The following is a 24,880-nucleotide window of genomic DNA, read 5'->3' as shown; positions in this document are numbered from 1 at the left end:
CAATGGTACATTGTCAGTAAATGTAAAAAATAATACTCATTACTGTGACAATACTCCCCAGTGAAATCGTATCTATATGATTTTAATGCAGATGATATCAATAGAAGTTTTATCTACCTCAGCAAAAAAGATAACCTTTAACAACATTTTCGCTATTGACAGATAACATCCCATGGTCTATGAAAAAAGTGTTTTATGTATGATAAATTGCACAAAAGTATTGTTTTAGTGACGTTGAATCACCTTAGAGGTGCTGTTTAATACAGTAATTAAAATAAAAACAGCTGCCTTACGACAACATTTCAAATGATATTAATAATACAATTAATTACCTTTTATTATAATTAAACAACAAATATCATCATCATGAATACCTCATGCGGTAACGCTTAAAAAGCGTACCCGAACCCTCAGCCCACCTAATGTCTCACTACGCGTTAGCTGAGGATGCGTGCGATGCAGACGAGCAATATCATTGACCAGCGCCAGGCCGATCCCGGCGCCTGGGAGATTGCCTACGTTATCAAGACGATGAAACGGTAGCAGGGCCTGATGAACCATCTGCTCATCTATGCCCGGCCCGCTATCTTCGACCACCAGCACCACGGCCTCTCCTTCTCGTTGCAGCCGGGCGGTCACCATCCCCTGCGGTGGCGTGTATTTCAGTGCGTTATCCAGCAGATTCCCACACAGCTCGCCGAGCAGCACTTCATCTCCCTCGACCCACACCGCGTCCTGTTCCCCTTCATAGCCCAGATCGATCCCTTTACTACGCGACTGCGCCAGTCGGGTAAAACAGCTGGTTTGCACCACCTCATACAGATTAACCGGCGAGAAATGCCTTTCCCCCTGCTCTTTGCGCTTCACCGCAGACAGCTGCAACAGCCTCTCCGTCAGTTGAATGGTATTATCGAGCGTGCTACTCATGGCTTGTAAACTCTCATACCATTGCCGCGGTTCGGCGCTGGCGAGAGCCACCGATGCCTGAGTTTTCAGTACCGCCAACGGCGTTTTGAGCTGATGGGAAGCATCCGCGCTGAAGCGCTCCTGGCGAGAGATCAGACCGCGAAGTCGGTCCAGATAACGGTTGAATGCCACAATCAGCAGACGGGTTTCCGACCACGGCAGCAGCTCCGGCAGCGGCGTCAGCAGGCCTGGCTCACGACGCACCATCAGCGATGACAGCTGGCGCATCGGGCGTAGCACCCGGCGCAGCAGCCAGCCAACCAGCACCAGAGTCAGTAACACCAGCAGTCCTTGCGAAACCCACGAGGAAAACAGCAGCTGTCGCGCCAGATAACGCCGCGATTGCAGCGTTTCGGCAACATAAATCTCCGCCATGCCGACAATGCCGCCTTCGTTGACGGGCTGCAGCAGACGCGCCACGCGGATTGCCTCACCGCGATATTCGGTGTGATAAAACCATGCCAGCGCCGGGTAAAGACGCGTGCGCGAGGTAGCAGGCGGCATCGCCGGTAAATCGTCATAACCCGAGATAACCTTCCCCGCCGGATCAACCACTTTGTAATACAGTCGGTCGTTCATATTCAGTTCAAAGCTGTCCAGCACTACCCATGGCACGTTCACTTCCAGCTGTTTATTGCGCACCACCAGCCGCTCGGAGACGGTCCTGGCGGATGAGAGTAGTGTCCGGTCATACGCCTGGGTCGCCGCCTGTAGCGCACTGACATAGCTGTTGAATGCCGACAGGCCCCACAGCAACATTAGCGGCAGGCCCAGAAACATCAGCAGTTGCAGGTACAACGATTGGGGTTTAACCCACTTCATCGCTACGCTCCAGCACATAGCCCAGACCACGCAGCGTAGCAATACGCACATCGCTTCCCTGTAGCTTTTTACGTAAGCGATGGATATACAGCTCAATGCTTTCAGGACTAACCTCATCACTCAGGCTGAAGACCTGCTCAAACAACTGCTGACGTGAAACCGGCCGTAACCGACGGTACATCAGCACCGTCAACAGCGCCTGTTCACGTGGCGTGAGCGCCAACGGCTGCCCCTGCAACAGAAAATAGCCTTCATCGTGAAACGCCAGCTCCCCCAGTTGCTGTATGCCTTGCACCTGTCCCGCACTGCGACGCAGCAAGGCCCGCAGTCGGGCATCCAGTTCCTCGATTTCAAACGGCTTTGCCAGATAATCATCGGCTCCGACGTTCAACCCTTTCACCCTATCGGCCACCGCGCTACGCGCCGTCAGCAGCAGGACAGGAAGCGTCTGCCCGCGCTTGCGCAGCCGCTGAACGACTTCCAGGCCATCCAGCCCCGGCATATTGATGTCCAGCACCGCCAGCGCATACGTTTCGCTATGTAAAAGATGGTCGGCTGCCAGGCCATCAAACACGCAGTCAACGGCAAAACCGTTTTGCACTAGCGCTTTCTCCAGCCAGTGAGCTAACTCACGGTTATCTTCCGCTAATAAGAGACGCATATCACATCCTGTAAAGTTTCTGCCGCATTGAAAGGGAATTGAAAGGTTAATGTTTTAACAATCACGCAACCGAACTGCTACACATCGGCTCACATAATCACAAAAATCTTCTTCCGTACCTGAAAATCCGGTTTTCCGGTGTGAGGATAAACAATGAAAAAACAGTTATTTCGTACCCTTACTGCAAGCATTTTACTGATGAGTACCTCTGTACTGGCAGAACAAGCGCCGTCGCGCACTGAATGTATCGCCCCTGCTAAACCCGGCGGTGGTTTCGATCTCACCTGTAAGCTGATTCAGGTGAGTTTGATGGAAACCGGCGCTATCGAAAAACCGATGCGCGTGACCTACATGCCCGGCGGCGTTGGCGCTGTGGCCTATAACGCGATTGTTGCCCAACGCCCGGCTGAAGCAGGCACCGTGGTGGCCTTCTCCGGCGGCTCCTTGCTGAATCTGTCACAGGGCAAGTTTGGTCGCTACGGCGTGGATGATGTCCGCTGGCTGGCCAGTGTGGGTACCGATTACGGCATGATTGCCGTACGTCAGGACGCGCCATGGAAGACGCTGAAAGATCTGCTGACAGCCATGGAAAAAGATCCCAACAGCGTGGTCATTGGTGCTGGCGCCTCTATCGGTAGCCAGGACTGGATGAAGTCGGCGTTGCTGGCGCAAAAAGCCAATGTCGATCCGCACAAGATGCGCTACGTGGCCTTTGAAGGCGGTGGCGAACCGGTTACCGCATTGATGGGAAATCACGTACAGGTGGTTTCCGGCGATCTCAGTGAGATGGTGCCTTACCTCAGCGGCGACAAAATCCGCGTGCTCGCAGTGTTCTCTGATGAACGCCTGCCGGGCCAGTTAGCCAACGTACCAACCGCTAAAGAGCAGGGTTATGACCTCGTGTGGCCTATCATTCGTGGCTTCTACGTTGGGCCAAAAGTCAGCGACGCCGAGTATCAGTGGTGGGTTGATGCCTTTAACAAACTCCAGCAGACCGATGAGTTTAAAAAGCAGCGCGATCTGCGCGGTCTGTTTGAGTTCAACATGAGCGGTAAACAGCTCGACGACTACGTGAAAAAGCAGGTCACGGATTATCGTGAGCAGGCGAAAGCCTTCGGTCTGGCGAAGTAAACGCAGAGGCAAAGATGATGAGCGATCGTATTTTCGCAGGTATCTGGCTGTTGCTCTGCATAGCCGGGCTGTTCGTGGCCTGGCAAATCAGCAGCGAATACAGCTATGAACCCGTAGGGCCGCGTCCCTTCCCGCTTGGCATTATCAGTCTGATGCTGGTCTGCGCCGTGGCGCTGCTGTTGCGCCATCCGGACACCATCAGTTGGCCCCGTCGCCACGTGCTGCAAAAGCTGCTGACGATGGTCATTGTTCTGTTGATGTACGCCTGGGGTTTTGAGTGGCTCGGTTTTCCCATCGCCACCGCCATTCTCACCGTGGTGATTGGCATGCTGTTCGGCGCAACCATCCCGGCTGCGGGTATTTCCGGCGCGGTGCTCGGCATTCTGCTGTGGTATGCCTTTGACCGACTGCTTGACGTCACCTTACCACTCGGCGCCTGGCTGGGTTAACGGAGAAACGATGGATACCTGGATTTATCTTTCTCAGGGTTTCGCGGTGGCAATGACGCCGGAAAACCTGGTCATCGCCTTGATAGGCTGTTTTGTCGGCACCATTGTGGGTTTGTTGCCTGGACTTGGGCCGATCAACGGCGTGGCGATTCTGCTGCCGTTGGCCTTTGCGCTGCATCTGCCCGCAGAATCCGCGCTGATCCTGCTGGCTACAGTCTACATAGGCTGTGAATATGGCGGGCGCATCTCCTCCATTCTGCTGAATGTTCCTGGCGATGCGGCGGCGATTATGACCGCGCTGGATGGTTACCCGATGGCGCAGCAAGGACGCGGCGGCGTGGCGCTCTCTATCTCGGCGGTCAGCTCTTTCTTTGGTTCGCTTATCGCCATCGGGGGCATCATTCTGTTTGCCCCGGCGTTAGCCCAATGGTCGCTGGCCTTCGGTCCGGCGGAATACTTTGCCTTAATGGTTTTCGCCATTGCCTGTCTCGGCAGCATGATGGCGCAAAATCCGCTGAAATCATTTCTGGCAGCGCTTATCGGTCTCGGACTTGCGACCGTCGGCGTAGACGCCAACACCGGGGTTTATCGCTTTACTTTTGACAGTGTCCATCTCTCCGACGGTGTGCAGTTTATCGTGGTGGTGATTGGGCTGTTCTCTGTCTCTGAAATACTGTTAATGCTGGAACATACCAGCAGTGGCCAGACGCTGGTGCGTAAAACGGGCCGCATGTTGTTCAACGCCAAAGAAGGTGCACAGTGCGTAGGGGCCACCCTGCGTTCATCAGTGATTGGCTTTTTCGTCGGCGTTCTGCCTGGCGCTGGCGCCACCATTGCCAGTGCCATCACCTACATGACCGAGAAAAAGCTCAGCGGCAACAGCGACAGCTTTGGCAAGGGGGATATTCGTGGCGTAGCGGCGCCAGAAGCCGCCAATAACGCCTCGGCTTGTGGCTCTTTTATTCCGATGCTGACGCTCGGCGTGCCGGGCTCCGGTACCACGGCGGTGATGATGGGCGCGCTGACGCTGTACAACATCACCCCGGGGCCAGCCATGTTTACCGAGCAGCCGGATATCGTTTGGGGACTGATTGCAGCGCTGCTGATTGCTAACGTAATGCTGCTGGTGATGAACATTCCGCTGATCGGTCTGTTTACCCGCATGCTGACCATCCCGCTGTGGTTTTTGGTACCGGCTATCGCGGCAGTTTCCGCGGTTGGCGTGTACGCCGTTCACAGCACCACCTTCGATTTGGTATTGATGGTCGCCCTTGGCGTGCTGGGCTACATCCTGCGTAAAATGCACTTCCCAATGTCGCCATTGATTCTGGGCTTCGTTCTCGGGGAAATGCTGGAGCAGAACCTGCGCCGGGCGTTGTCTATCAGTAACGGCAGTATGGATATTCTGTGGGCCAGCGGCGTGGCGAAAGTGCTGCTGGTGATGGCGGTACTGGTTATCGTGGTCCCGCCGGTGCTGCGCATGATCCGTAAACGCAACAGCAAACCGCAGGTGGATATCGGTTAATAATATGCCGGATGGCGGCGCTATTGCGCCCTATCCGGCCTACAATTTGGCTCGGTTGTAGGCCGGATAAGTGCAACGCCATCCGGCATTTTTATTTTCCGCGCAGCCCCTGCGTTCCTTCCAGCACATGTTCAACAAACCGTGTCAGCTTAGGCAAAGGACGCAAATCCTGTCGCCACAGCAAATGAATTGGCCGCGGCTGCGGCGTAAACCCTTCCAGGATCCGAATCAATTTCCCCGTAGCCAGTTCTTGCGCCAGCAGCACCTCAGGTTGTAATAACAGCCCAGCCCCCGCTACTGCCGCCATACGCAGGCCATGACCATCGTTACAGCGCAGGATCGCATCGCGCTTCCATCTGACCTCCCCCGTCACGCCAGGCAGTATCCACTCGTTGCGAGCCGTCCACACGGTATGGGACAGGCACAGATGATCCACCAGATCCGCGGGCGTCCGGGGGGTGCCATGACGAGCAAGATAATCTGGCGAAGCACAAATTGCCATACGGTAGGGACACAGGTATTTCGCCACCACGTCAGTCTGATGGATATCGCCAATGCGGATCGCCAGATCGACACCTTCATTCACCAGATCAACCATCCGGTTGGTGAGATCCAGTTCAATACGCACCTCTGGCCAGGTCTGTAAAAACGCAGCGGCCAGCAGCGAGATCACGCAAGCGCCAAAAGAAGTGGGCGCGCTAATGCGCAGCGTCCCCGCAGGTGCCAGCCGCAGACGCTCTACCGAACGTTCGGCTATCGATACCTGCTCCAGCACGCGACGGGCTTCTTCAAAATAGACGCGTCCGGCATCGGTCAGACTCTGGCGGCGCGTATTGCGCTCCAGCAAACGCGTGCCGAGCTGCGCTTCCAGTTGGGTGATATATTTTCCCACCATCACCGCAGACATCTCGAGCCTCGTCGCCGCAGAAGTAAAGCTCCCACTCTCCACCACGGCGACAAACGTTTCCATGCCGCGCAGTTTATCCATATTACAAACCCCTGGTTAGTAATCATCTAACTTTTAGCCAGTTTATCTGATTTCATTTTCATTAAAGAATAGCGGCTCACACTATTGCGGAGGTGGTTATGAAAATCGTCATTATTGGTGCCAGTGGTACAGTGGGTCGCGCAGTTACGCAAGCATTGAGCCGTAAACATGAGGTGGTCCGCGTGGGTCGCACTCAGGGTGATTACCAGGTCGATATCACCTCGCAGGAGAGTGTCGAGGCCTTGTTTGAAAAAGTCGGTCGGGTAGATGCGATCGTTTCCGCCACCGGTAATCTGTTCTTTGGGCCGCTGTCGACCATGACCGACCAGGACTTTAATCAGGGGCTTCAGGATAAGCTATTAGGCCAGATACGCCTGGCATTAACCGGGCAGCATTTCCTGAATGATGGCGGATCGATAACGTTAATTAGCGGCATTATCGCCCACGAGCCCATCGCCCAAGGGACAAACGCCGCAACGATCAATGCCGGGCTGGAAGGATTTGTTCGCGCCGCGGCCTGTGAACTGGGCCATGGTCAACGCATTAACCTGATAAGTCCGACCGTGCTGAGTGAGTCCGCCGAAGCTTACGACAGTTTCTTCCCGGGCTTTGAAAGCGTGCCCGCCACCACCGTCGCCAACGCCTACCGCCGCAGTGTGGAAGGCATCCAAACCGGGCGTATTTATAAAGTCGGTTACTGATTTTGTCGCTGCCGTTGACTCATCACCAACGGCAGCGTGATTAACCCACTGTTTTAAAAAAACTATATCTTTTCCCTCGCATTAACCCACACCCTTCATAATGTTAAATATTTGTTGCTTTTGATCACAAATAATAAACAAACAAGTTCATTCTGTGCGCGTTTTCCAAAAATGTAGATATTTTTAATTTATGGCTACGAAACGAGCTGCGCCATATCTCCCTGACAATCTACTGAGAGGAACGATTTGATGAACGCACTGACTGCCGTAAAACCGAACGCTGAAGATCCAGCCCAGCACTACAGCGGTTTCACGCTGAAACCGTCAGCCCAATCCCCACGCCTGCTGGAGCTGACTTTTTCTGCTGAGACCACTGAGCAATTTCTGCAGGCCGTCGCGCAGTGGCCGGTTCAGGCGCTGGAATACAAATCCTTCTTGCGCTTCAAAGTGGGCAAGATCCTCGACGACCTGTGCGGCAATCAGTTACAGCCCCTGCTGCTGAAAACCCTGCTCGATCGTGCCGAAGGCGCACTGCTAATCAATGCCGTTGGCGTAGACGACGTGGCGCAGGCGGAAGAGATGGTCAAGCTGGCAACGGCGGTAGCGCACCTCATCGGACGCTCTAATTTTGATGCGATGAGCGGTCAATATTACGCACGTTTTGTGGTGAAAAACGTCGATAACTCAGACAGCTATCTGCGCCAGCCTCACCGAGTGATGGAATTACACAACGACGGAACCTACCTCGAAGAAATCACCGATTACGTGCTGATGATGAAGATCGACGAGCAGAACATGACCGGCGGTAACTCGCTGCTGCTGCACCTCGACGACTGGGAGCATCTGGATCAGTACTTTACCCATCCTCTGGCACGTCGCGCCATGCGCTTTGCCGCACCGCCAAGCAAAAACGTCAGTCAGGATGTGTTCCATCCGGTATTTGACGTTGACCAGCAGGGCCGCCCGGTAATGCGCTACATCGACCAGTTCGTCCAGCCAAAAGACTATGAAGAAGGCGTCTGGCTGAGTGACCTGTCCGATGCGCTGGAAACCAGCAAGAGCATTATTTCCGTTCCGGTTTCAGTGGGTAAATTCCTGCTGATCAACAACCTGTTCTGGCTGCACGGGCGCGATCGCTTCACTTCGCATCCGGACCTGCGCCGCGAACTGATGCGCCAGCGTGGTTATTTTGCGTACGCGACCAACCACTACCAGACCCATCAGTAAGCGCGAAGGAAAAGCGGATGTATGATTTTGTGATTATTGGCGGCGGCATTATCGGCATGTCGACCGCCATGCAACTGATTGATGTCTATCCGGACGCCAAAATCGCGCTACTGGAAAAAGAGTCCGGCCCGGCCTGCCACCAGACGGGCCACAACAGCGGCGTCATTCATGCCGGGGTCTATTACACCCCCGGCAGCCTGAAGGCACAGTTTTGCCTGGCCGGAAATCGCGCCACAAAAGCCTTTTGCGACCAAAACGGCATCCGCTACGACGTCTGCGGAAAAATGCTGGTTGCCACCTCCGCTCTGGAAATGGAGCGCATGCGCGCGCTTTGGGATCGCACCGCCGCTAACGGTCTGGAGCGCGAATGGCTGAATGCGCAGGAACTTCGCGAGCGTGAACCCAATATCACCGGACTGGGCGGCATTTTTGTCCCGTCGAGCGGGATTGTCAGCTACCGCGAAGTCACCGCCGCGATGGCGAAGATTTTCCAGGCCAAAGGCGGTGAAATTATTTACAACGCCGAGGTCAGCGCGCTGAAAGAGCATGCTGCAGGCGTGATTGTCCGTACCCGTCAGGGCCAGGAATATGAAGGCGCGACGCTGATTAGCTGTTCTGGCCTGATGGCGGACCGACTGGTAAAAATGCTCGGCGTTGAACCAGGCTTTATCATCTGCCCGTTCCGGGGCGAATATTTCCGCTTGGCGCCGGAACATAATCAGATAGTTAACCATTTGATCTACCCCATCCCCGACCCGGCGATGCCGTTTCTCGGCGTTCATCTGACCCGGATGATTGACGGCAGCGTCACCGTCGGCCCCAATGCGGTACTGGCATTTAAACGTGAAGGCTACCGTAAACGTGACTTCTCGCTCAGCGATACGCTGGAGATCCTCGGCTCTTCTGGTATTCGCCGCGTGCTGCAAAACAACCTGCGCTCAGGGCTTGGCGAAATGAAGAATTCGCTGTGCAAAAGCGGTTATCTGCGGCTGGTACAAAAGTACTGCCCGAGCCTGACGCTTAAGGATCTGCAACCTTGGCCTGCGGGCGTACGGGCACAGGCGGTGTCACCTGATGGCAAGCTTATCGACGATTTTCTGTTTGTCACCACGCCACGCTCAATTCACACCTGTAACGCCCCTTCTCCGGCAGCAACGTCGGCAATCCCTATCGGCGCACATATTGTCAGCAAAGTTCATGCGCTGCTGGAGAACCAGAGTAACCCCGGACGCACGCTGCGTGCGGCACGTAGCGTGGAGACATTACACGCCGCATTTACCCGTTAAACCGATTAAGACAGGAAGCAATCATGCAACTTAACGATCCAACATTATTTCGCCAGCAGGCACTGATCGACGGCAACTGGCGTGACGCCAACAGCGGCGAGACCATCGCAGTGACCAATCCCGCCAACGGTCAGCAATTGGGTAGCGTACCTAAAATGGGGGCAGATGAAACCCGCGAAGCGATTAACGCCGCTAACCGCGCCCTGCCAGCCTGGCGTGCGCTGACCGCCAAAGAGCGAGCCAATATCCTGCGCCGCTGGTTCAACCTGATGATTGAGCATCAGGACGATCTCGCCCGCCTGATGACCCTGGAACAGGGTAAACCGCTGGCGGAGGCCAAAGGCGAAATCACCTATGCCGCCTCATTTATTGAGTGGTTTGCCGAAGAGGGCAAACGCATCTATGGCGATACGATCCCTGGCCATCAGGCCGATAAGCGTCTGATCGTCATCAAGCAGCCGATCGGCGTTACCGCCGCGATTACGCCGTGGAACTTCCCCTCAGCGATGATCACCCGTAAAGCCGGTCCGGCGCTGGCAGCAGGCTGTACGATGGTGCTTAAACCCGCCAGCCAGACCCCTTACTCCGCACTGGCGCTGGCAGAACTGGCTAATCGCGCCGGGATCCCGGCAGGCGTTTTCAGCGTAGTGACCGGTTCTGCAAGCGAGGTTGGTAACGAGCTGACCGGCAACCCGCTGGTGCGCAAGCTGTCATTTACCGGCTCGACCGAAATTGGCCGTCAGTTAATGCAGCAGTGCGCCAAAGACATCAAAAAAGTATCGCTGGAGCTGGGCGGCAATGCGCCGTTTATCGTCTTTGACGATGCCGATCTTGATAAAGCCGTGGAAGGCGCGCTGGCATCGAAGTTCCGTAACGCCGGGCAAACCTGCGTCTGCGCCAATCGCCTGTACGTGCAGGACGGCGTGTATGAGCGTTTTGCCGAAAAACTCCAGCAGGCGGTGAGCAAGCTGCATCTCGGCGATGGTCTGCAACCTGACGTCACCACCGGACCGCTGATCGACGAGAAAGCGGTTGCCAAAGTGCAGGAACACATCACCGACGCTCTGGATAAAGGCGCACGCATTATCGCGGGCGGTAAACCTCATGCGCTCGGCGGTAACTTCTTCCAGCCCACCATTCTGGTAGATGTGCCTGATAACGCGAAGGTCGCCAAAGAGGAAACCTTCGGCCCGCTGGCTCCGCTGTTTCGTTTTAAAGACGAAGCTGACGTCATCGCTCAGGCCAACGACACCGAGTTTGGTCTGGCCGCCTATTTCTACGCCCGTGATTTAAGCCGCGTCTTCCGCGTTGGCGAAGCGCTGGAGTACGGCATCGTCGGGATTAACACCGGCATTATCTCCAACGAAGTCGCCCCGTTTGGGGGGATAAAAGCCTCCGGTCTTGGCCGTGAAGGATCGAAATACGGCATCGAAGACTACTTAGAAATCAAATATATGTGCATCGGCCTTTAATAAAACAAATACTGGAGAACACCTGATGAGCACCAACAAAGAACTTATGCAACGTCGCAGCAACGCCGTTCCCCGTGGCGTAGGACAGATCCACCCTATTTTTGCCGAGCGGGCAGAAAACTGTCGGGTCTGGGACGTTGAAGGCCGGGAATTCCTCGACTTTGCTGGCGGTATTGCGGTGCTGAACACCGGTCACCTGCATCCGCAGATCGTCTCTGCGGTAGAAGCGCAGTTGAAAAAGCTGTCCCATACCTGTTTCCAGGTGCTGGCCTATGAGCCGTACCTGGAGCTGTGTGAAATCATGAATAAGAAAGTGCCGGGTGATTTCGCCAAGAAAACCCTGCTGGTGACCACCGGTTCTGAAGCGGTAGAAAACGCGGTGAAAATCGCCCGCGCCGCCACCAAGCGTACGGGGACTATCGCCTTTAGCGGCGCTTACCACGGTCGTACCCACTACACCCTGTCACTGACCGGGAAAGTCAATCCGTACTCCGCCGGAATGGGGCTGATGCCGGGCCACGTGTATCGCGCGCTTTATCCTTGCCCTCTGCACGGCATCAGTGAAGATGATGCTATCGCCAGCATTCACCGCATTTTCAAAAACGATGCCGCGCCAGAAGACGTCGCCGCCATCGTGATTGAACCCGTTCAGGGCGAAGGTGGCTTTTACGCAGCCTCTCCTTCCTTTATGCAACGGCTGCGCGCCATTTGTGACGAACACGGGATCATGCTGATTGCCGATGAAGTACAGAGCGGTGCGGGCCGTACCGGTACGCTGTTTGCCATGGAGCAGATGGGCGTTGCACCCGATCTCACCACCTTCGCCAAATCCATCGCCGGCGGCTTCCCGCTGGCGGGCGTGACCGGACGCGCCGAAGTCATGGACGCAATCCCACCGGGCGGTCTTGGCGGTACCTATGCCGGTAACCCAATTGCCTGCGCCGCCGCGCTGGCGGTACTGAACATTTTCGAGCAGGAAAATCTGTTGCAAAAAGCCAACGAGCTGGGGCAAACCCTGCGCGAAGGCCTGCTGGCTATCGCGGAAACCCATCGCGAGATTGGCGACGTACGCGGGCTTGGCGCGATGATTGCTATCGAACTGTTCGAAAACGGCGACCACACGAAACCAGACGCCAAACTGACTGCGGAAGTGGTGGCGCGTGCACGCGAGAAAGGACTGATCCTGCTCTCCTGCGGACCTTACTACAACGTGCTGCGCATTCTTGTCCCGCTGACCATTGAAGATGCGCAAATCCGCCAGGGGCTGGACATTATCGCCCAGTGTTTTGCCGAGGCAAAGCAGGGTTAAACCCCCGAATAAAAACGGGAAATTGTAGGCCGGATAAAGCGCAAGCGCTGCCATCCGGCAATGTTGTGATGCCCGGTGGCGCTACGCTTACCGGGCCTACGGGTAAGGTGCAGGAAGCGACGTCAATAACAATAACGAGGTTTAAAGATGGGGCAAGTGTCACAATCACATGATTTAGGGGGCGGGCTGAAATCACGCCACGTCACCATGCTGTCTATTGCCGGGGTAATCGGCGCAAGTCTGTTCGTCGGTTCAAGTGTGGCGATTGCAGAAGCCGGTCCCGCAGTATTATTAGCCTATCTGTTCGCCGGATTGCTGGTGGTGATGATTATGCGCATGCTGGCCGAAATGGCCGTTGCCACCCCGGATACCGGTTCTTTTTCCACTTACGCCGATAAGGCCATTGGCCCGTGGGCGGGTTACACCATCGGCTGGTTGTACTGGTGGTTCTGGGTGTTAGTTATCCCTCTGGAAGCGAATATTGCCGCCATCATTCTGCACTCCTGGGTACCGGGCATTCCTATCTGGCTGTTTTCTCTGGTTATCACGCTGGCGTTAACCGGCAGTAACTTGCTGAGCGTTAAAAATTACGGTGAATTCGAGTTCTGGCTGGCGCTGTGCAAAGTGATTGCCATTCTGGCGTTTATTACCCTCGGTGCGGCGGCGATTAGCGGTTTCTACCCTTATGCCGATGTTAGCGGAGTTTCACGCCTGTGGGATCAGGGCGGCTTTATGCCCAACGGTTTTGGCGCCGTGATCAGCGCGATGTTAATCACCATGTTCTCCTTTATGGGCGCAGAGATAGTTACCATCGCCGCCGCCGAATCCGATACCCCGGATAAACATATCGTTCGCGCCACCAACTCGGTTATCTGGCGTATCTCTATCTTCTATCTGTGCTCTATTTTTGTGGTGGTGGCGCTGATCCCGTGGAACATGCCGGGCCTGAAAGAAGTCGGTTCTTACCGCTCGGTGCTGGAGCTACTGCATATCCCGCACGCGAAATTGATCATGGATTGCGTCATTTTGCTGTCGGTGACCAGCTGTCTTAACTCCGCGCTGTATACGTCATCGCGTATGCTCTACTCCCTGAGCCGCCGTGGCGATGCCCCCGCCTTTATGGGTAAAACGAACCGCAGCAAAACACCTTATGTGGCGGTATTACTGTCGACAGGTGCTGCGTTCCTCACCGTCATCGTCAACTATTACGCCCCGGCCAAGGTGTTTAAATTCCTGATCGACAGCTCCGGTGCCATCGCGCTGCTGGTGTATCTGGTCATTGCCGTTTCTCAACTGCGGATGCGCAAAATCCTGCTGGCGCGAGGCGGTGAAATTAAACTGAAAATGTGGCTCTATCCGTGGCTTACCTGGCTGGTCATCGCGTTTATTATCTTTGTGCTGGTGGTCATGCTGTTTCGCCCGGCCCAACAGCTGGAAGTTATCTCTACCGGGTTGTTAGCCATAGGAATTATTTGCACCGTGCCCATTATGTCACGCTGGAAAAAACTGCTATCGTGGCAAAAAGCACCATTGCAAAATACGCATTAAACCTGTTCCCGGCGCAGGCCGGGAAATCCTTTCAGGAGTATGACCATGACCGCCATTCCCCAACCGACGGCCATTGATGGATACCGCTGGCTGAAGAACGACATCATCCGCGGTGTGTATCAGCCTGATGAAAAACTGCGTATGAGCCTGCTAACCTCACGCTATGAGCTAGGCGTGGGACCGCTGCGCGAAGCGCTTTCGCAGTTAGTTGCCGAGCGGTTAGTGACGGTGGTTAATCAGAAAGGGTATCGTGTCGCCCCGATGTCAGAGCAGGAGTTGCTCGATATTTTCGATGCCCGCGCCAATATGGAAGCCATGCTGGTCGCGCTGGCCATTGAACGCGGCGACGACGCCTGGGAAGCTGAAATTCTGGCACGCGCACATATGCTCAGTAAGCTTGAAGCCATTGACGCCAGCGAACAGATGCTCGACGAGTGGGATCAGCGCCATCAGGCGTTTCACTCGGCGATTGTCGCTGGCTGTGGTTCACAATATCTGCTGCAAATGCGCGAACGGCTGTTCTCTCTGGCGGCGCGCTACCGGTTTATCTGGCTACGTAAAACGGTGCTGTCGGTTGAAATGCTGGAAGACAAACACGATCAGCACAAGACGCTGACCGAAGCGATTCTGGCACGCGATGCCACGTGCGCCAGCGAATTAATGCGCCAGCACTTGCTGACGCCGATTCCGATTATTCAACAGGCTATGTCCGGTAAATTACTGACGCAATAAGCCTAAATAACATTACTGTTCCGGAATACGTAAAACCTGCCCAGGATAGATTTTATCCGGGCTTTTTAGCATTGGTTTATTCGCTTCAAATATCTGGTTATATAGGTTGGCATTACCGTAAACCTGTTTGGCAATAGCGCTCAGGGTATCCCCAGATTTCACGGTATAAAACTGGCTTTCGCTCGCGGGTGCAGAGGTTTTAACCTGATCATCTACGCTGGCGATACCAGAGATATTACCAATCGCGATCAGAATTTTTTCTTTTGCTTCCTGACTTAATCCATCACCAGAAACAGTGGCTTTGCCTTCGTTAATTTGCACGTCCACTTTATCCGCATCAGGGATGCCGGTTTTGTTCAGGTGTTCCTGCACTCTTTTTGCCAGATCGGCTGTGTCATGGTTTCCAGTGACCGCATCCCACAGTTTTTCACCTGCATCTTTTACGAAATTGAAGAGTCCCATATCCACCTCGGTAATTAACAATCAACACCCAAAAGTGTAGCAGAGGAGAAAGGGACACAAAGAAAACGGCGCCGAAGCGCCGTAGTAGAAAGGAATTAATTACGCGTCTGTATCCAGAAGGCATGGATCAAACCAGGAATGTAGCCCAGCAGCGTCAGAACGATATTGAGGATAAATGCCCAGCCGAATCCCTTCCCCAGCAGCACGCCAAGCGGGGGCAGAATAATAGTAAAAACGATTCTCCAGAAACCCATACACACTCCCTACAAGCAAAAATTAATCATTGTTTAAAAAGAGATTTTATCTCTAAGATTAATCAGTGTAGCTAACTCCTCCCGTCTCGCCCTGCTGTTTTACCCTCCTTTACGCTCTTTACGCTGGCGTACGTTGGTTACTTATTTTAGAATACGCTTAATTTAGATAATGCTTAAATACATATGACTGAACTTGAACAACTCCAGGCCAGCGCTGAACAGGCTGCCGCCCTGCTAAAAGCGATGAGTAACCCGAAACGGTTGCTGATTTTGTGCATGCTCTGTGGTTCACCCGGTACCAGCGCGGGTGAGTTAGCCCGTGTTACCGGCCTTAGTCCTTCCGCCACATCCCAGCATCTGGCGCGTATGCGTGAAGAAGGTCTGATAGAAAGCCAGCGCGATGCCCAGCGCATCCTCTACTCCATTAAAAATGCGGCCGTGAATTCGCTGATCGCCACATTAAAAACACTGTATTGCCCATAAGGAGCCATCATGACTATTGGGACGATTTCCCCACGCGAGGCGCAGACACTGGTCGCGCAGGGTGCAAAACTGATTGATATCCGCGATGCTGACGAGTATCTGCACGAGCATATTCCTGAGGCACATCTGGCGCCATTACCCGCGCTTGAGCAGGGATCGCTGCCAGCGAATTTACGCGCCGAGCAGGTGATTTTTCACTGCCAGTCAGGCAAACGTACACAAAATGCGGCAACAAAACTGAGCGCCATCGCCGCACCCGCACAGGTCTGGTTGCTGGAAGGTGGAATTGACGGCTGGAAAGCCGCAGGGTTGCCGGTGGCGAAAGACAGTTCACAACCGTTACCGCTGATGCGTCAGGTGCAGATAGCCGCAGGCAGCCTTGCCCTACTCGGCGTTATTCTGGGCTATAGCGTTAGCAGCGCCTTCTTCTTGCTGAGCGGTTTTGTGGGCGCCGGGCTGATACTCGCTGGCGTAACCGGCTTTTGCGGTATGGCGCGATTACTGGACATCATGCCCTGGAACCGACGTACTCATTAAGCGGTAATCATTGAAACAGCACTGTACCCGCCGGTTGACGTGATCTATGGTGAGTTCTGCGATAAATGATAAATAAAGGAGCGCAACAATATGTTTAAACCTGGCGATCTGGTTCAACCGCGTATGGGCGGTCCAAAACTGAAGGTTGTTGAAGTCAATGACGATCAAATTGTGGCGGTACAAGCCAGTAATGAAAGCGGTGATAAATTCACGCTGAAAGCAGCTGATGTCACGCGATATACCGAAGAGGGTGATTTCGGCGTTTGCTGAAAATAAGCGGTGAGAATCTCCTCACCGCCTTCGCAATTAGATCAAAAAGTCATCAAGAGATTTACCGGCAGCCAGCGCCTGGGCAATTGGCTTCGGTGTGCGACCTTGTCCGGTCCATGTTTTCGTTTCACCATTGAGATCGATAAAACGATATTTCGCCGGGCGCGGTTGGCGTTTTGTAACTGAACGTGCCGTCGCAGGTGTTATGCTCAGCAGCTCCTCCGGGCTGATCCCGTCTGCCTGCATCTGCGCCAGCAAGGCATTAATTTTTGCCTGCTGTTCTGCACGTTGGCGCTGTAGCTGTTCTTCTTCATCGCGCCGTTCTTTGGTCACTACCCTGAATTTTTCAAGCATATCTTCCAGTACATCAACGGAAAATTCACGAGCCATTGCACGCAGCGAGCGGATATTATTTAAGTTTTTTAACATTGAACTCATATTAACAAAACCTCTTTAACGTAAAACATAAAAACGGTATTACGCTAAATATTGTATGCAACCAATTATTATATTTCCAGTCTAATTTATTCGTTTATCATTAAACAAATAGCCAACTCTGATATTTATAGCATCCATTCTGCTATCGCCCAGACAATATATTCTATTACCCTGATTGCAGCTTTGAATATACCTGCAAGGTATCTCAGCGCGTCACTTAAGAAACAAGCCACGGCATCTCGTGGAACCAACGAGTATACATATTGCACATCAGTCAACATTCAGAAAAGGAGCGCAAAAAATTCAGAAAAACAAGCAACAATAACTCTTTGATCTAAAAAGACTTTAATTAACACAGCAACGAAAACACCAAAACGAACAAAAAACAAACCATTACAGAGCATTTTATCGACAAAAAGACAATAAATAAAAATTTTCAGCTAGTTGCTAGTTATTATCCAGGCAGATATCCTATTAAAACGCGAAAGCAGCAAGACAAATAACTAGCAGTTAAGGTATTCAAAACCTTTTTTCCCCTTTTTACAAGGAGCATTAACATGTTCTCTCCGCAGTCACGCTTGCGTCATGCAGTAGCAGACACGTTCGCGATGGTTGTTTATTGTTCTGTCGTGAACATGTTGATCGAAATATTCCTTTCTGGAATGAGCTTCGAACAGTCGCTGTATTCCAGATTAGTCGCTATCCCTGTCAACATACTGATCGCGTGGCCATACGGCATGTATCGTGATTTGTTCATGCGCGCGGCCCTTAAAGCCACGCAGGCAGGATGGGCAAAAAATCTGGCGGATGTGCTGGCTTATGTCACCTTCCAGTCGCCGGTGTATGTGATTATTCTGCTGACGGTTGGCGCAGACTGGCATCAGATTACGGCTGCAGTAAGTTCGAACATCGTGGTGTCAATGCTGATGGGCGCTGTCTATGGCTACTTTCTTGATTATTGCCGCCGCTTGTTTAAGGTCAGCAGCTATCATCAGGCTAAAGCCTGACACGCTTCTTCGCGACTGGCACTGCCAGTCGCGTTATTAGTTAGAATTAACGTCGCCAAACAGCCCGCTCAGATAACGTTCAAGCGCAATACGCGAGCTAAAGCCGTGCGGAATACCATAATGCTCATGAGTTTCTCCGGCTAAATACAGCGGGAATTGCTGGTAATGATCGCAAGTTTTAATATCCGTTGCCGGTTCCGCCAGCGAAGAGCTACGCTCTTTCAACGTGGGATGGATAATTAATGCGGTACGTCCCATGCGAGCTTCACGATTAACATACACATAATTTTCGCCACGCCGATAGCCGTACGTTTTCTGCGTCACTACATCAACGGTAAAGCCCACTTTTTCAAGTACGCGCGCCACCTCATCAGGTCGTAAATACATATTATTTTCCTCGTTATCTTTTACTGCGGGCTTACCTTACCTGATTCAGCATTAGCAACGCTTTCAGAAAAGTCCATAAACGAGTGAACACGATGAGACGAATATCTTAAGAACCGTACAGATTTATGTCAGCACCAACCGCAGTTGGTAGGCCGCCTGTTGCGCCATTTCCGCCGAGCTGATATTGGTAAATGACAGCAATATTCCCCCCTTTCCTTCTGACGTTATTCGCCAGCGGCTTAGCGCCTGAACCGCTAACCCGGCCTGATTCGCTTTGCGCACCAGCGCAATATCATCTCCGTCTACACTCATCACCAGTTGAATCCCACCTTCCTGAGGAATGACGCTAAATCCTTGTTCGGTCAGGGCGTTTTCCATCCATTGTCGTCGTTCGGCATAATGCTGTCGCATACGTTTTAAGTGTCGCCAGAAGTGGCCGTCTCGCATAAAATCCGCCAGCGTTTGCTGCCATAGAACCGGGACGCTACAGGCCGTTAGCGCCGCTTGCTGGCGAAAGCGTTCAACCTGGGTTAAGGGCACCACCAGCCATGCCGTACGCAAAGCCGGAAACATCGATTTGCTGAACGTTCCGGCATAAATCACCCGCTGAGGCGCATCCAGACTTTTTAGCGGCGGCAACGGCTTACCGTGGTAACGAAATTCACTGTCATAGTCATCTTCGATTACCCATGCCTGCGCGCGAGTCGCCCACTCCAGCAACTGGTGGCGACGGTCCAAAGACAGTGCTACCCCCAGAGGGCTTTGATGTGCGGGAGTGAGCAGTACAAAACGCGCCTGCGGGTAGTCGCGGATCCCGGCGCTGACATCCAGACCATCGGCATCCACCGCTACCGGCATCAATTCAATGCGTTCTTGAGCCACCACGGGCAGGATCAGCGGAAAACCGGGATCTTCGACCCACATTCCCTCACCGGGATGCGCCAGAGCGCGCAGGATTAACGTCATTGATGCCGCATAGCCTGAAGTGATAAAAATCTGCTCTGGCTGGCATTCAATGCTGCGTGAAACGCGCAGATAATCAACAATTGCCTGGCGTAACACCCGTTCGCCACATACATCGCCCACCGCCAGATCAAAACGCGTTTGGGTGCGTAAACGCCGTCCCATCACCCGTGCCCAGACTTCACGCGGAAAAAGATCGAGTGCGGGTAATCCCATCTGAAATAGTTGCGGTCTGGGATTTTCTCCGGCGAAGATGGCAGGCGATGCAGGCGCCCTTTCTGGTCGCAGTTGCTCACTGACAAACGTTCCTGCCTGTCCACGCCGCGCGAGCCAGCCCTGCGCCACCAGCTCTGCATAGGCATTTTCCACCGTCGAGCGTGATACTCCCAGCTCCTGGGCCCAGGTCCGGCTGGAGGGCAATCTGGTACCGGGCTTGAGTTCGCCTTTCTCAATTGCGTTTTTTAACTGACGGGCGATTTGCTGATAACGTGGCATTTATGGTCTGCTTTTTTGGTAACAATATGGCTCTCTGTTGCAGTCCATTATAGTGCTACATTGCGGGTCATCCAAACGAGGAGAAATACCATGACAATGTTACGCCAGCCCTATTACGAACTCAGTCCCGAAATCTATAACGCTCTGGTTCAGGCAAGCCAAGCGCTGGAAAACTGCGCGCTGGAACCTACGTTGACGGAACTGATTTACCTGCGGGTCTCGCAAATCAACGGCTGCGCCTTTTGTCTGGAAATGCACAGTAAAGCACTGCGCAAATCCGGTGTTGCGCAGGCCAAACTGGACGCACTGGCAGGCTGGCGGGTGAGTCACCACTTCAGCGAGCAGGAACGTGCGGCGCTGGCGTGGGCCGAATCGGTCACCCAGATTGCCACTACTCACGCCGAAGATGACGTTTATCTGCCGCTGCTAGACCATTTCAGCGCGAAAGAAATTAGCGACCTGACATTTGCCATTAGTCTGATGAACTGCTTTAACCGTCTGGCGGTGGGGATGCGCATGTGATTTTGCGCTGCCGGATGGCGGCATAAATGCCTTATCCGGCCTACGTTGTGCTCTCCTGTTGCCCGTAGGCCCGATAAGCTTAGCGCCATCGGGCAATTTATAACCACCTGTTAGCCTTCCCCCGCCACGCTCATCACCCCGCTCATCATCAATCTAAAATTCCCATATCTTGTATGGTTGAATCTTTTTAAAACTACATCTAGTATCTCTCCTATCAGGACACACACAACCCGACGCCCTCTATCGCGCCGATCCTTTATTTTTAAATGGAAATACGAATCATGCGTATTATTATTTACACTCGCAATAACTGTGTTCAGTGCCACGCCACCAAACGGGCAATGGAAAGCCGTGGTTTTGACTTTGAGATGGTAAACGTCGATTCACAACCCGATTTGGCTGATAGCCTGCGCGATCAAGGGTTTCGCCAGCTACCGGTCGTGGTCGCGGGTGAAACCAGTTGGTCAGGGTTTCGCCCGGACATGATCAACCGTCTGCATCCGGAACACCGTGTGGCCAGCGCATGAGTCAGCTCGTCTACTTCTCCAGCAGCTCCGAAAATACGCACCGCTTTATGCAGCGTCTGGGGCTGCCAGCCATCCGCATTCCGCTTAACGAACGCGAGCGGATCCGGGTAGACGAACCTTACATATTAATCGTGCCGTCCTACGGCGGCGGCGGCACTGCTGGCGCGGTCCCAAGACAGGTGATCCGCTTTTTAAACGATACGCACAACCGGGCGTTAATCCGTGGAGTGATCGCTTCCGGCAATCGTAATTTCGGTGACGCCTACGGTCGCGCGGGTGATGTCATCTCACAAAAATGCGGCGTGCCGTGGCTCTATCGCTTTGAGCTGATGGGCACCCAAAGCGATATCGACAACGTTCGAAAAGGAGTGAGCGAATTTTGGCAACGACAACCGCAGAACGTGTAATGCAGCCAACGCTGGATTATCACGCCCTGAACGCCATGCTGAATCTGTACGATAAAGCCGGGCGCATTCAGTTCGACAAAGACCATCAGGCCGTGGAGGCCTTCTTTGCCGCCCACGTCCGCCCAAACTCGGTGGCGTTTGCCAGCCAGCAGGAGCGCCTGGAAACGTTGGTGGATGAAGGCTATTACGATGCCAGCGTGTTATCCCACTACGATCGCGCGTTCGTGCTGAAGCTATTCGATCACGCCCACGCCAGCGGATTCCGTTTCCAGACGTTCCTCGGCGCATGGAAGTTCTACACCAGCTATACGCTGAAAACGTTCGACGGTAAGCGCTATCTCGAAGACTTTGAGGATCGGGTCACGATGGTGGCGCTCACGCTGGCGCAGGGCGATGAAACGCTCGCGATGCAGCTGACCGATGAAATGCTCTCCGGGCGCTTTCAGCCCGCCACACCAACCTTTTTAAACTGCGGCAAACAGCAACGCGGTGAGCTGGTCTCCTGCTTCCTGTTGCGTATTGAAGACAACATGGAGTCTATTGGTCGGGCGGTCAACTCCGCACTTCAGCTCTCCAAACGCGGCGGCGGCGTGGCATTTTTGCTCTCCAACCTGCGCGAGGCAGGTGCGCCCATTAAGCGTATTGAGAACCAGTCATCTGGGGTGATCCCAGTAATGAAAATGCTGGAAGATGCGTTTTCTTATGCCAATCAACTCGGGGCACGTCAGGGTGCGGGGGCGGTGTATCTGCACGCACACCATCCGGATATTTTACGTTTTCTCGATACCAAGCGCGAAAACGCCGACGAGAAAATCCGCATCAAAACGCTCTCGCTTGGCGTGGTGATCCCGGATGTTACCTTTCAACTGGCGAAAGAAAATGCCCGAATGGCGCTGTTCTCACCGTATGACGTGGAACGGATTTACGGCAAACCTTTCGGTGATATCGACGTGAGTGAGCGGTATGACGAACTGGTTGCCGACGAACGTGTGCGCAAAAAATTCATTAACGCCCGCGATTTCTTCCAGCGGCTGGCCGAGATCCAGTTTGAGTCTGGCTATCCTTACATCATGTTTGAAGATACGGTGAATCGCGCCAATCCGATTGCAGGTCGGATCAATATGAGCAACCTGTGCTCGGAGATTTTGCAGGTTAACAGTGCCTCCACCTACGATGAAAATCTCAATTACGCGCAGACCGGGCACGATATTTCCTGCAATCTCGGCTCGTTAAACATTGCCCATACCATGGATTCACCCGACTTTGGTCGTACCGTGGAAACGGCGGTTCGTGGCTTAACCGCCGTTTCGGACATGAGCCATATCCGCAGCGTGCCCTCGATTGAGGCCGGAAACAGCGCGTCGCACGCGATTGGTCTTGGGCAGATGAATCTGCACGGGTATCTGGCGCGGGAAGGGATCGCCTACGGTTCGCCGGAAGGGCTGGATTTCACCAATCTCTATTTCTATACCATCACCTGGCATGCGCTGAATACGTCAATGAAGATCGCCCGCGAGCGCGGTCAAACCTTTGCCGGATTCAAACAGTCGCGCTACGCCAGCGGCGAGTATTTTAACCAGTATCTGCAGGGCGACTGGCAACCAAAAACCGCCAAGGTTCGCACGCTGTTTGCCGCCAGCGGCATTACGCTGCCGACGCGCGAGATGTGGTCACAGCTGCGTGAAGATGTGATGCGCTACGGCATTTATAACCAGAATTTACAGGCGGTTCCCCCCACCGGTTCTATCTCCTACATCAATCATGCCACGTCAAGCATTCACCCGATCGTGTCGAAAGTGGAGATTCGCAAAGAGGGCAAAACCGGGCGCGTTTACTACCCTGCCCCGTTTATGACCAATGAGAATTTGGCCTTGTATCAGGATGCCTATGAGATCGGCCCACAAAAAATCATTGATACCTATGCTGAAGCAACGCGCCATGTCGATCAGGGGCTTTCACTGACGCTCTTTTTCCCCGATACCGCCACCACGCGCGATATCAATAAAGCGCAGATTTACGCCTGGCGTAAGGGCATCAAATCCCTGTACTACATCCGACTACGCCAGCTGGCGCTGGAAGGCACCGAAATCGAAGGCTGCGTGTCATGCGCGCTGTAAGGAGGAGAAAATGACATTATCCCGCGTGAGCGCCATCAACTGGAACAAGATTGAGGATGATAAAGATCTTGAGGTATGGAACCGTCTGACCAGTAACTTCTGGCTCCCGGAAAAGGTCCCGCTCTCCAATGACATTCCGGCCTGGCAAACGTTGAACGCCGCCGAACAGCAGTTAACAATCCGCGTTTTTACCGGGCTGACGCTGCTCGACACCATTCAGAATGTTGCCGGAGCGCCAGCGTTAATGGCTGATTCGTTAACGCCGCATGAAGAGGCGGTGCTGTCGAATATCAGCTTTATGGAGGCGGTGCACGCCCGTTCATACAGCTCAATATTCTCTACCCTTTGCCAGACCAAAGACGTGGATGCTGCCTACGCCTGGAGTGAGGAAAATACCCCACTTCAGCGCAAAGCGCAGATCGTTTTGACACATTACGCCAGCGACGAACCGTTGAAGAAAAAAATAGCCAGCGTGTTTCTGGAATCCTTCCTGTTCTATTCTGGCTTCTGGTTGCCAATGTATTTTTCCAGCCGCGGCAAATTGACCAATACCGCCGATCTCATTCGTCTGATCATTCGTGATGAAGCGGTTCATGGGTATTACATTGGTTATAAATATCAAAAAGGTCTGGAGCATATTTCCGAATCCGCACGCGAGGAGTTAAAGAATTTTGCCTTTGACCTGCTGATGGAATTGTATGATAACGAAGCGCGTTATACTGAAGAGTTGTATGCAGAAACCGGCTGGGTGGATGACGTCAAAGCCTTCCTTTGTTACAACGCCAATAAGGCATTAATGAATTTGGGATATGAGGCGCTATTCCCGCCTGAAATGGCGGAGGTTAACCCGGCAATCCTTGCCGCGCTGTCGCCCAACGCTGACGAAAACCACGATTTCTTCTCGGGTTCCGGCTCATCTTATGTGATGGGAAAAGCGGTCGAAACCGAAGATGACGACTGGAATTTCTAGCGCTCATTTTCACGGGAAATACCGTACATTTTTCGCGGAAATATTTTAACAGGATCACACTTTTGTCGTGCAAATATAATTGTGTGATCTACACTCAATATCAGTCGCATTATTCGCCTGCATTCCAGCAATTCAGGCGATTTTTCATTGCCATTTACAAAAAATATTAACCCGTTCACATTCGCGCTCAGCCCTTATATCACGGGAAGTCCCGCCACTTGGCC

Annotated in this window: 27 protein-coding genes; 19 read left to right on the top strand and 8 right to left on the bottom strand. The window is 53.3% G+C overall.

The annotated features are described in order from the left end of the window. Positions 1-375: 375 nt before the first annotated feature. Together OGY13_RS24625 and tctD are read right to left on the bottom strand one after the other, a co-directional pair. Positions 376-1,788 carry a sensor histidine kinase gene (locus OGY13_RS24625; RefSeq protein ID WP_213752643.1) on the bottom strand — a complete coding sequence of 471 codons (1,413 nt, stop codon included), beginning with the start codon at positions 1,786-1,788 and terminating at the stop codon, positions 376-378. Further along, the gene (gene tctD / locus OGY13_RS24620; RefSeq protein ID WP_003826032.1) at positions 1,775-2,449 is read right to left on the bottom strand and encodes a transcriptional regulator TctD; all 675 of its coding nucleotides are present in this window, start codon (positions 2,447-2,449) and stop codon (positions 1,775-1,777) included. The genes OGY13_RS24625 and tctD overlap by 14 nt, the downstream gene beginning before the upstream one ends. A 153-nt stretch (positions 2,450-2,602) precedes the next feature. Between tctD and OGY13_RS24615 the strand changes: the two genes are divergently transcribed. The 3 genes from OGY13_RS24615 to OGY13_RS24605 are packed head-to-tail and all read left to right on the top strand — an operon-like array spanning position 2,603 to position 5,554. After that, positions 2,603-3,580: a Bug family tripartite tricarboxylate transporter substrate binding protein gene (locus OGY13_RS24615; protein ID WP_008785593.1), complete on the top strand. Its 978-nt coding sequence runs from the start codon at positions 2,603-2,605 to the stop codon at positions 3,578-3,580. Between the two features lie 14 nt (positions 3,581-3,594). Then, positions 3,595-4,029, top strand: a complete 435-nt coding sequence (locus OGY13_RS24610) for a tripartite tricarboxylate transporter TctB family protein (RefSeq protein ID WP_008321484.1) — start codon at positions 3,595-3,597, stop codon at positions 4,027-4,029. Between the two features lie 10 nt (positions 4,030-4,039). Beyond that, on the top strand, positions 4,040-5,554 hold the full coding sequence (locus tag OGY13_RS24605) for a tripartite tricarboxylate transporter permease (protein WP_003826025.1): 1,515 nt from the start codon (positions 4,040-4,042) through the stop codon (positions 5,552-5,554). Positions 5,555-5,645: 91 nt separating this feature from the next. Here OGY13_RS24605 and OGY13_RS24600 read toward each other — a convergent pair whose 3' ends face one another. After that, positions 5,646-6,542: a LysR substrate-binding domain-containing protein gene (locus tag OGY13_RS24600; RefSeq protein WP_213752642.1), complete on the bottom strand. Its 897-nt coding sequence runs from the start codon at positions 6,540-6,542 to the stop codon at positions 5,646-5,648. Positions 6,543-6,640: 98 nt separating this feature from the next. On the opposite strand from OGY13_RS24600, the gene OGY13_RS24595 reads away from it, so the two are divergent. The 7 genes from OGY13_RS24595 (at position 6,641) to csiR (ending at position 14,817) form a co-directional block, all read left to right on the top strand. After that, entirely contained in the window at positions 6,641-7,243 is a 603-nt protein-coding gene (locus OGY13_RS24595; protein WP_008785596.1) for a short chain dehydrogenase, read from the top strand. Positions 7,244-7,492: 249 nt separating this feature from the next. Next, positions 7,493-8,470, top strand: coding sequence for a glutarate dioxygenase GlaH (glaH, locus tag OGY13_RS24590; protein WP_213752641.1), 978 nt, complete (start codon positions 7,493-7,495; stop codon positions 8,468-8,470). A gap of 17 nt (positions 8,471-8,487) precedes the next feature. Next, entirely contained in the window at positions 8,488-9,756 is a 1,269-nt protein-coding gene (gene lhgD, locus OGY13_RS24585; RefSeq protein WP_032944687.1) for an L-2-hydroxyglutarate dehydrogenase, read from the top strand. A 23-nt stretch (positions 9,757-9,779) separates the two neighbouring features. Next, the gene (gene gabD / locus OGY13_RS24580) at positions 9,780-11,228 is read left to right on the top strand and encodes an NADP-dependent succinate-semialdehyde dehydrogenase (protein ID WP_213752640.1); all 1,449 of its coding nucleotides are present in this window, start codon (positions 9,780-9,782) and stop codon (positions 11,226-11,228) included. Positions 11,229-11,253: 25 nt separating this feature from the next. Further along, positions 11,254-12,537 carry a 4-aminobutyrate--2-oxoglutarate transaminase gene (gene gabT, locus OGY13_RS24575; protein ID WP_008785600.1) on the top strand — a complete coding sequence of 428 codons (1,284 nt, stop codon included), beginning with the start codon at positions 11,254-11,256 and terminating at the stop codon, positions 12,535-12,537. 147 nt (positions 12,538-12,684) lie between these two features. Beyond that, complete coding sequence (gene gabP, locus OGY13_RS24570) at positions 12,685-14,085, top strand: GABA permease (protein WP_003839698.1); 1,401 nt, start codon at positions 12,685-12,687, stop codon at positions 14,083-14,085. A 45-nt stretch (positions 14,086-14,130) separates the two neighbouring features. Beyond that, positions 14,131-14,817 (top strand): DNA-binding transcriptional regulator CsiR, encoded by a 687-nt coding sequence (gene csiR, locus OGY13_RS24565; RefSeq protein ID WP_032944692.1) that lies wholly within the window; start codon positions 14,131-14,133, stop codon positions 14,815-14,817. A gap of 12 nt (positions 14,818-14,829) precedes the next feature. On the opposite strand, the gene lysM is transcribed toward csiR, so the two are convergent. After that, positions 14,830-15,279 carry a peptidoglycan-binding protein LysM gene (lysM, locus tag OGY13_RS24560; protein WP_048215704.1) on the bottom strand — a complete coding sequence of 150 codons (450 nt, stop codon included), beginning with the start codon at positions 15,277-15,279 and terminating at the stop codon, positions 14,830-14,832. Positions 15,280-15,374: 95 nt separating this feature from the next. After that, entirely contained in the window at positions 15,375-15,533 is a 159-nt protein-coding gene (locus tag OGY13_RS24555; RefSeq protein ID WP_003037242.1) for a YqaE/Pmp3 family membrane protein, read from the bottom strand. A gap of 183 nt (positions 15,534-15,716) precedes the next feature. On the opposite strand from OGY13_RS24555, the gene OGY13_RS24550 reads away from it, so the two are divergent. From OGY13_RS24550 to OGY13_RS24540, 3 genes are all read left to right on the top strand, one after another. Continuing rightward, complete coding sequence (locus OGY13_RS24550) at positions 15,717-16,016, top strand: ArsR/SmtB family transcription factor (protein ID WP_003037247.1); 300 nt, start codon at positions 15,717-15,719, stop codon at positions 16,014-16,016. Positions 16,017-16,025: 9 nt separating this feature from the next. Beyond that, positions 16,026-16,553, top strand: a complete 528-nt coding sequence (locus tag OGY13_RS24545; RefSeq protein WP_032944694.1) for a rhodanese family protein — start codon at positions 16,026-16,028, stop codon at positions 16,551-16,553. Positions 16,554-16,643: 90 nt separating this feature from the next. Beyond that, complete coding sequence (locus OGY13_RS24540) at positions 16,644-16,823, top strand: GDFGVC terminal motif YodC-like protein (RefSeq protein WP_003825999.1); 180 nt, start codon at positions 16,644-16,646, stop codon at positions 16,821-16,823. Positions 16,824-16,859: 36 nt separating this feature from the next. On the opposite strand, the gene stpA is transcribed toward OGY13_RS24540, so the two are convergent. Then, positions 16,860-17,261: a DNA-binding protein StpA gene (gene stpA, locus OGY13_RS24535; protein WP_103285678.1), complete on the bottom strand. Its 402-nt coding sequence runs from the start codon at positions 17,259-17,261 to the stop codon at positions 16,860-16,862. A 557-nt stretch (positions 17,262-17,818) separates the two neighbouring features. On the opposite strand from stpA, the gene alaE reads away from it, so the two are divergent. Then, positions 17,819-18,268 carry an L-alanine exporter AlaE gene (alaE, locus tag OGY13_RS24530; protein ID WP_213752639.1) on the top strand — a complete coding sequence of 150 codons (450 nt, stop codon included), beginning with the start codon at positions 17,819-17,821 and terminating at the stop codon, positions 18,266-18,268. Between the two features lie 36 nt (positions 18,269-18,304). On the opposite strand, the gene OGY13_RS24525 is transcribed toward alaE, so the two are convergent. Both OGY13_RS24525 and pdxR read right to left on the bottom strand, forming a co-directional pair. Further along, positions 18,305-18,655, bottom strand: coding sequence for a DUF2002 family protein (locus OGY13_RS24525; protein ID WP_003037262.1), 351 nt, complete (start codon positions 18,653-18,655; stop codon positions 18,305-18,307). A gap of 123 nt (positions 18,656-18,778) precedes the next feature. Continuing rightward, positions 18,779-20,113: a MocR-like pyridoxine biosynthesis transcription factor PdxR gene (gene pdxR / locus OGY13_RS24520; RefSeq protein ID WP_213752638.1), complete on the bottom strand. Its 1,335-nt coding sequence runs from the start codon at positions 20,111-20,113 to the stop codon at positions 18,779-18,781. 90 nt (positions 20,114-20,203) lie between these two features. Here pdxR and OGY13_RS24515 point away from each other — a divergent pair, with 90 nt between their 5' ends. From OGY13_RS24515 to nrdF, 5 genes are all read left to right on the top strand, one after another. Then, on the top strand, positions 20,204-20,635 hold the full coding sequence (locus OGY13_RS24515; protein WP_003825991.1) for a carboxymuconolactone decarboxylase family protein: 432 nt from the start codon (positions 20,204-20,206) through the stop codon (positions 20,633-20,635). Between the two features lie 281 nt (positions 20,636-20,916). Further along, positions 20,917-21,162, top strand: a complete 246-nt coding sequence (nrdH, locus tag OGY13_RS24510) for a glutaredoxin-like protein NrdH (protein ID WP_008785607.1) — start codon at positions 20,917-20,919, stop codon at positions 21,160-21,162. Continuing rightward, the gene (gene nrdI / locus OGY13_RS24505) at positions 21,159-21,569 is read left to right on the top strand and encodes a class Ib ribonucleoside-diphosphate reductase assembly flavoprotein NrdI (RefSeq protein WP_003825987.1); all 411 of its coding nucleotides are present in this window, start codon (positions 21,159-21,161) and stop codon (positions 21,567-21,569) included. Before nrdH ends, nrdI begins: the two co-directional genes overlap by 4 nt. After that, on the top strand, positions 21,542-23,686 hold the full coding sequence (nrdE, locus tag OGY13_RS24500; protein WP_213752637.1) for a class 1b ribonucleoside-diphosphate reductase subunit alpha: 2,145 nt from the start codon (positions 21,542-21,544) through the stop codon (positions 23,684-23,686). Before nrdI ends, nrdE begins: the two co-directional genes overlap by 28 nt. Positions 23,687-23,696: 10 nt before the next feature. Further along, positions 23,697-24,656 carry a class 1b ribonucleoside-diphosphate reductase subunit beta gene (gene nrdF / locus OGY13_RS24495; protein ID WP_048215699.1) on the top strand — a complete coding sequence of 320 codons (960 nt, stop codon included), beginning with the start codon at positions 23,697-23,699 and terminating at the stop codon, positions 24,654-24,656. The last annotated feature ends 224 nt before the right edge of the window (positions 24,657-24,880 follow it).

Origin of the sequence: Citrobacter sp. Cpo045, assembly GCF_030332875.1 — a bacterium.
Taxonomy (GTDB): domain Bacteria; phylum Pseudomonadota; class Gammaproteobacteria; order Enterobacterales; family Enterobacteriaceae; genus Citrobacter; species Citrobacter portucalensis.
Note: the sequence above shows the minus strand (reverse complement) of the source record. Positions and strands in the feature narration are given on the sequence as shown.

Coding starts and splice junctions, on each gene's coding strand:
- OGY13_RS24625 (WP_213752643.1), bottom strand. CDS start 1,788: ATGAAGTGGGTTAAACCCCAATCGTTGTACCTGCAACTGCTGATGTTT.
- tctD (WP_003826032.1), bottom strand. CDS start 2,449: ATGCGTCTCTTATTAGCGGAAGATAACCGTGAGTTAGCTCACTGGCTG.
- OGY13_RS24615 (WP_008785593.1), top strand. CDS start 2,603: ATGAAAAAACAGTTATTTCGTACCCTTACTGCAAGCATTTTACTGATG.
- OGY13_RS24610 (WP_008321484.1), top strand. CDS start 3,595: ATGATGAGCGATCGTATTTTCGCAGGTATCTGGCTGTTGCTCTGCATA.
- OGY13_RS24605 (WP_003826025.1), top strand. CDS start 4,040: ATGGATACCTGGATTTATCTTTCTCAGGGTTTCGCGGTGGCAATGACG.
- OGY13_RS24600 (WP_213752642.1), bottom strand. CDS start 6,542: ATGGATAAACTGCGCGGCATGGAAACGTTTGTCGCCGTGGTGGAGAGT.
- OGY13_RS24595 (WP_008785596.1), top strand. CDS start 6,641: ATGAAAATCGTCATTATTGGTGCCAGTGGTACAGTGGGTCGCGCAGTT.
- glaH (WP_213752641.1), top strand. CDS start 7,493: ATGAACGCACTGACTGCCGTAAAACCGAACGCTGAAGATCCAGCCCAG.
- lhgD (WP_032944687.1), top strand. CDS start 8,488: ATGTATGATTTTGTGATTATTGGCGGCGGCATTATCGGCATGTCGACC.
- gabD (WP_213752640.1), top strand. CDS start 9,780: ATGCAACTTAACGATCCAACATTATTTCGCCAGCAGGCACTGATCGAC.
- gabT (WP_008785600.1), top strand. CDS start 11,254: ATGAGCACCAACAAAGAACTTATGCAACGTCGCAGCAACGCCGTTCCC.
- gabP (WP_003839698.1), top strand. CDS start 12,685: ATGGGGCAAGTGTCACAATCACATGATTTAGGGGGCGGGCTGAAATCA.
- csiR (WP_032944692.1), top strand. CDS start 14,131: ATGACCGCCATTCCCCAACCGACGGCCATTGATGGATACCGCTGGCTG.
- lysM (WP_048215704.1), bottom strand. CDS start 15,279: ATGGGACTCTTCAATTTCGTAAAAGATGCAGGTGAAAAACTGTGGGAT.
- OGY13_RS24555 (WP_003037242.1), bottom strand. CDS start 15,533: ATGGGTTTCTGGAGAATCGTTTTTACTATTATTCTGCCCCCGCTTGGC.
- OGY13_RS24550 (WP_003037247.1), top strand. CDS start 15,717: ATGACTGAACTTGAACAACTCCAGGCCAGCGCTGAACAGGCTGCCGCC.
- OGY13_RS24545 (WP_032944694.1), top strand. CDS start 16,026: ATGACTATTGGGACGATTTCCCCACGCGAGGCGCAGACACTGGTCGCG.
- OGY13_RS24540 (WP_003825999.1), top strand. CDS start 16,644: ATGTTTAAACCTGGCGATCTGGTTCAACCGCGTATGGGCGGTCCAAAA.
- stpA (WP_103285678.1), bottom strand. CDS start 17,261: ATGAGTTCAATGTTAAAAAACTTAAATAATATCCGCTCGCTGCGTGCA.
- alaE (WP_213752639.1), top strand. CDS start 17,819: ATGTTCTCTCCGCAGTCACGCTTGCGTCATGCAGTAGCAGACACGTTC.
- OGY13_RS24525 (WP_003037262.1), bottom strand. CDS start 18,655: ATGTATTTACGACCTGATGAGGTGGCGCGCGTACTTGAAAAAGTGGGC.
- pdxR (WP_213752638.1), bottom strand. CDS start 20,113: ATGCCACGTTATCAGCAAATCGCCCGTCAGTTAAAAAACGCAATTGAG.
- OGY13_RS24515 (WP_003825991.1), top strand. CDS start 20,204: ATGACAATGTTACGCCAGCCCTATTACGAACTCAGTCCCGAAATCTAT.
- nrdH (WP_008785607.1), top strand. CDS start 20,917: ATGCGTATTATTATTTACACTCGCAATAACTGTGTTCAGTGCCACGCC.
- nrdI (WP_003825987.1), top strand. CDS start 21,159: ATGAGTCAGCTCGTCTACTTCTCCAGCAGCTCCGAAAATACGCACCGC.
- nrdF (WP_048215699.1), top strand. CDS start 23,697: ATGACATTATCCCGCGTGAGCGCCATCAACTGGAACAAGATTGAGGAT.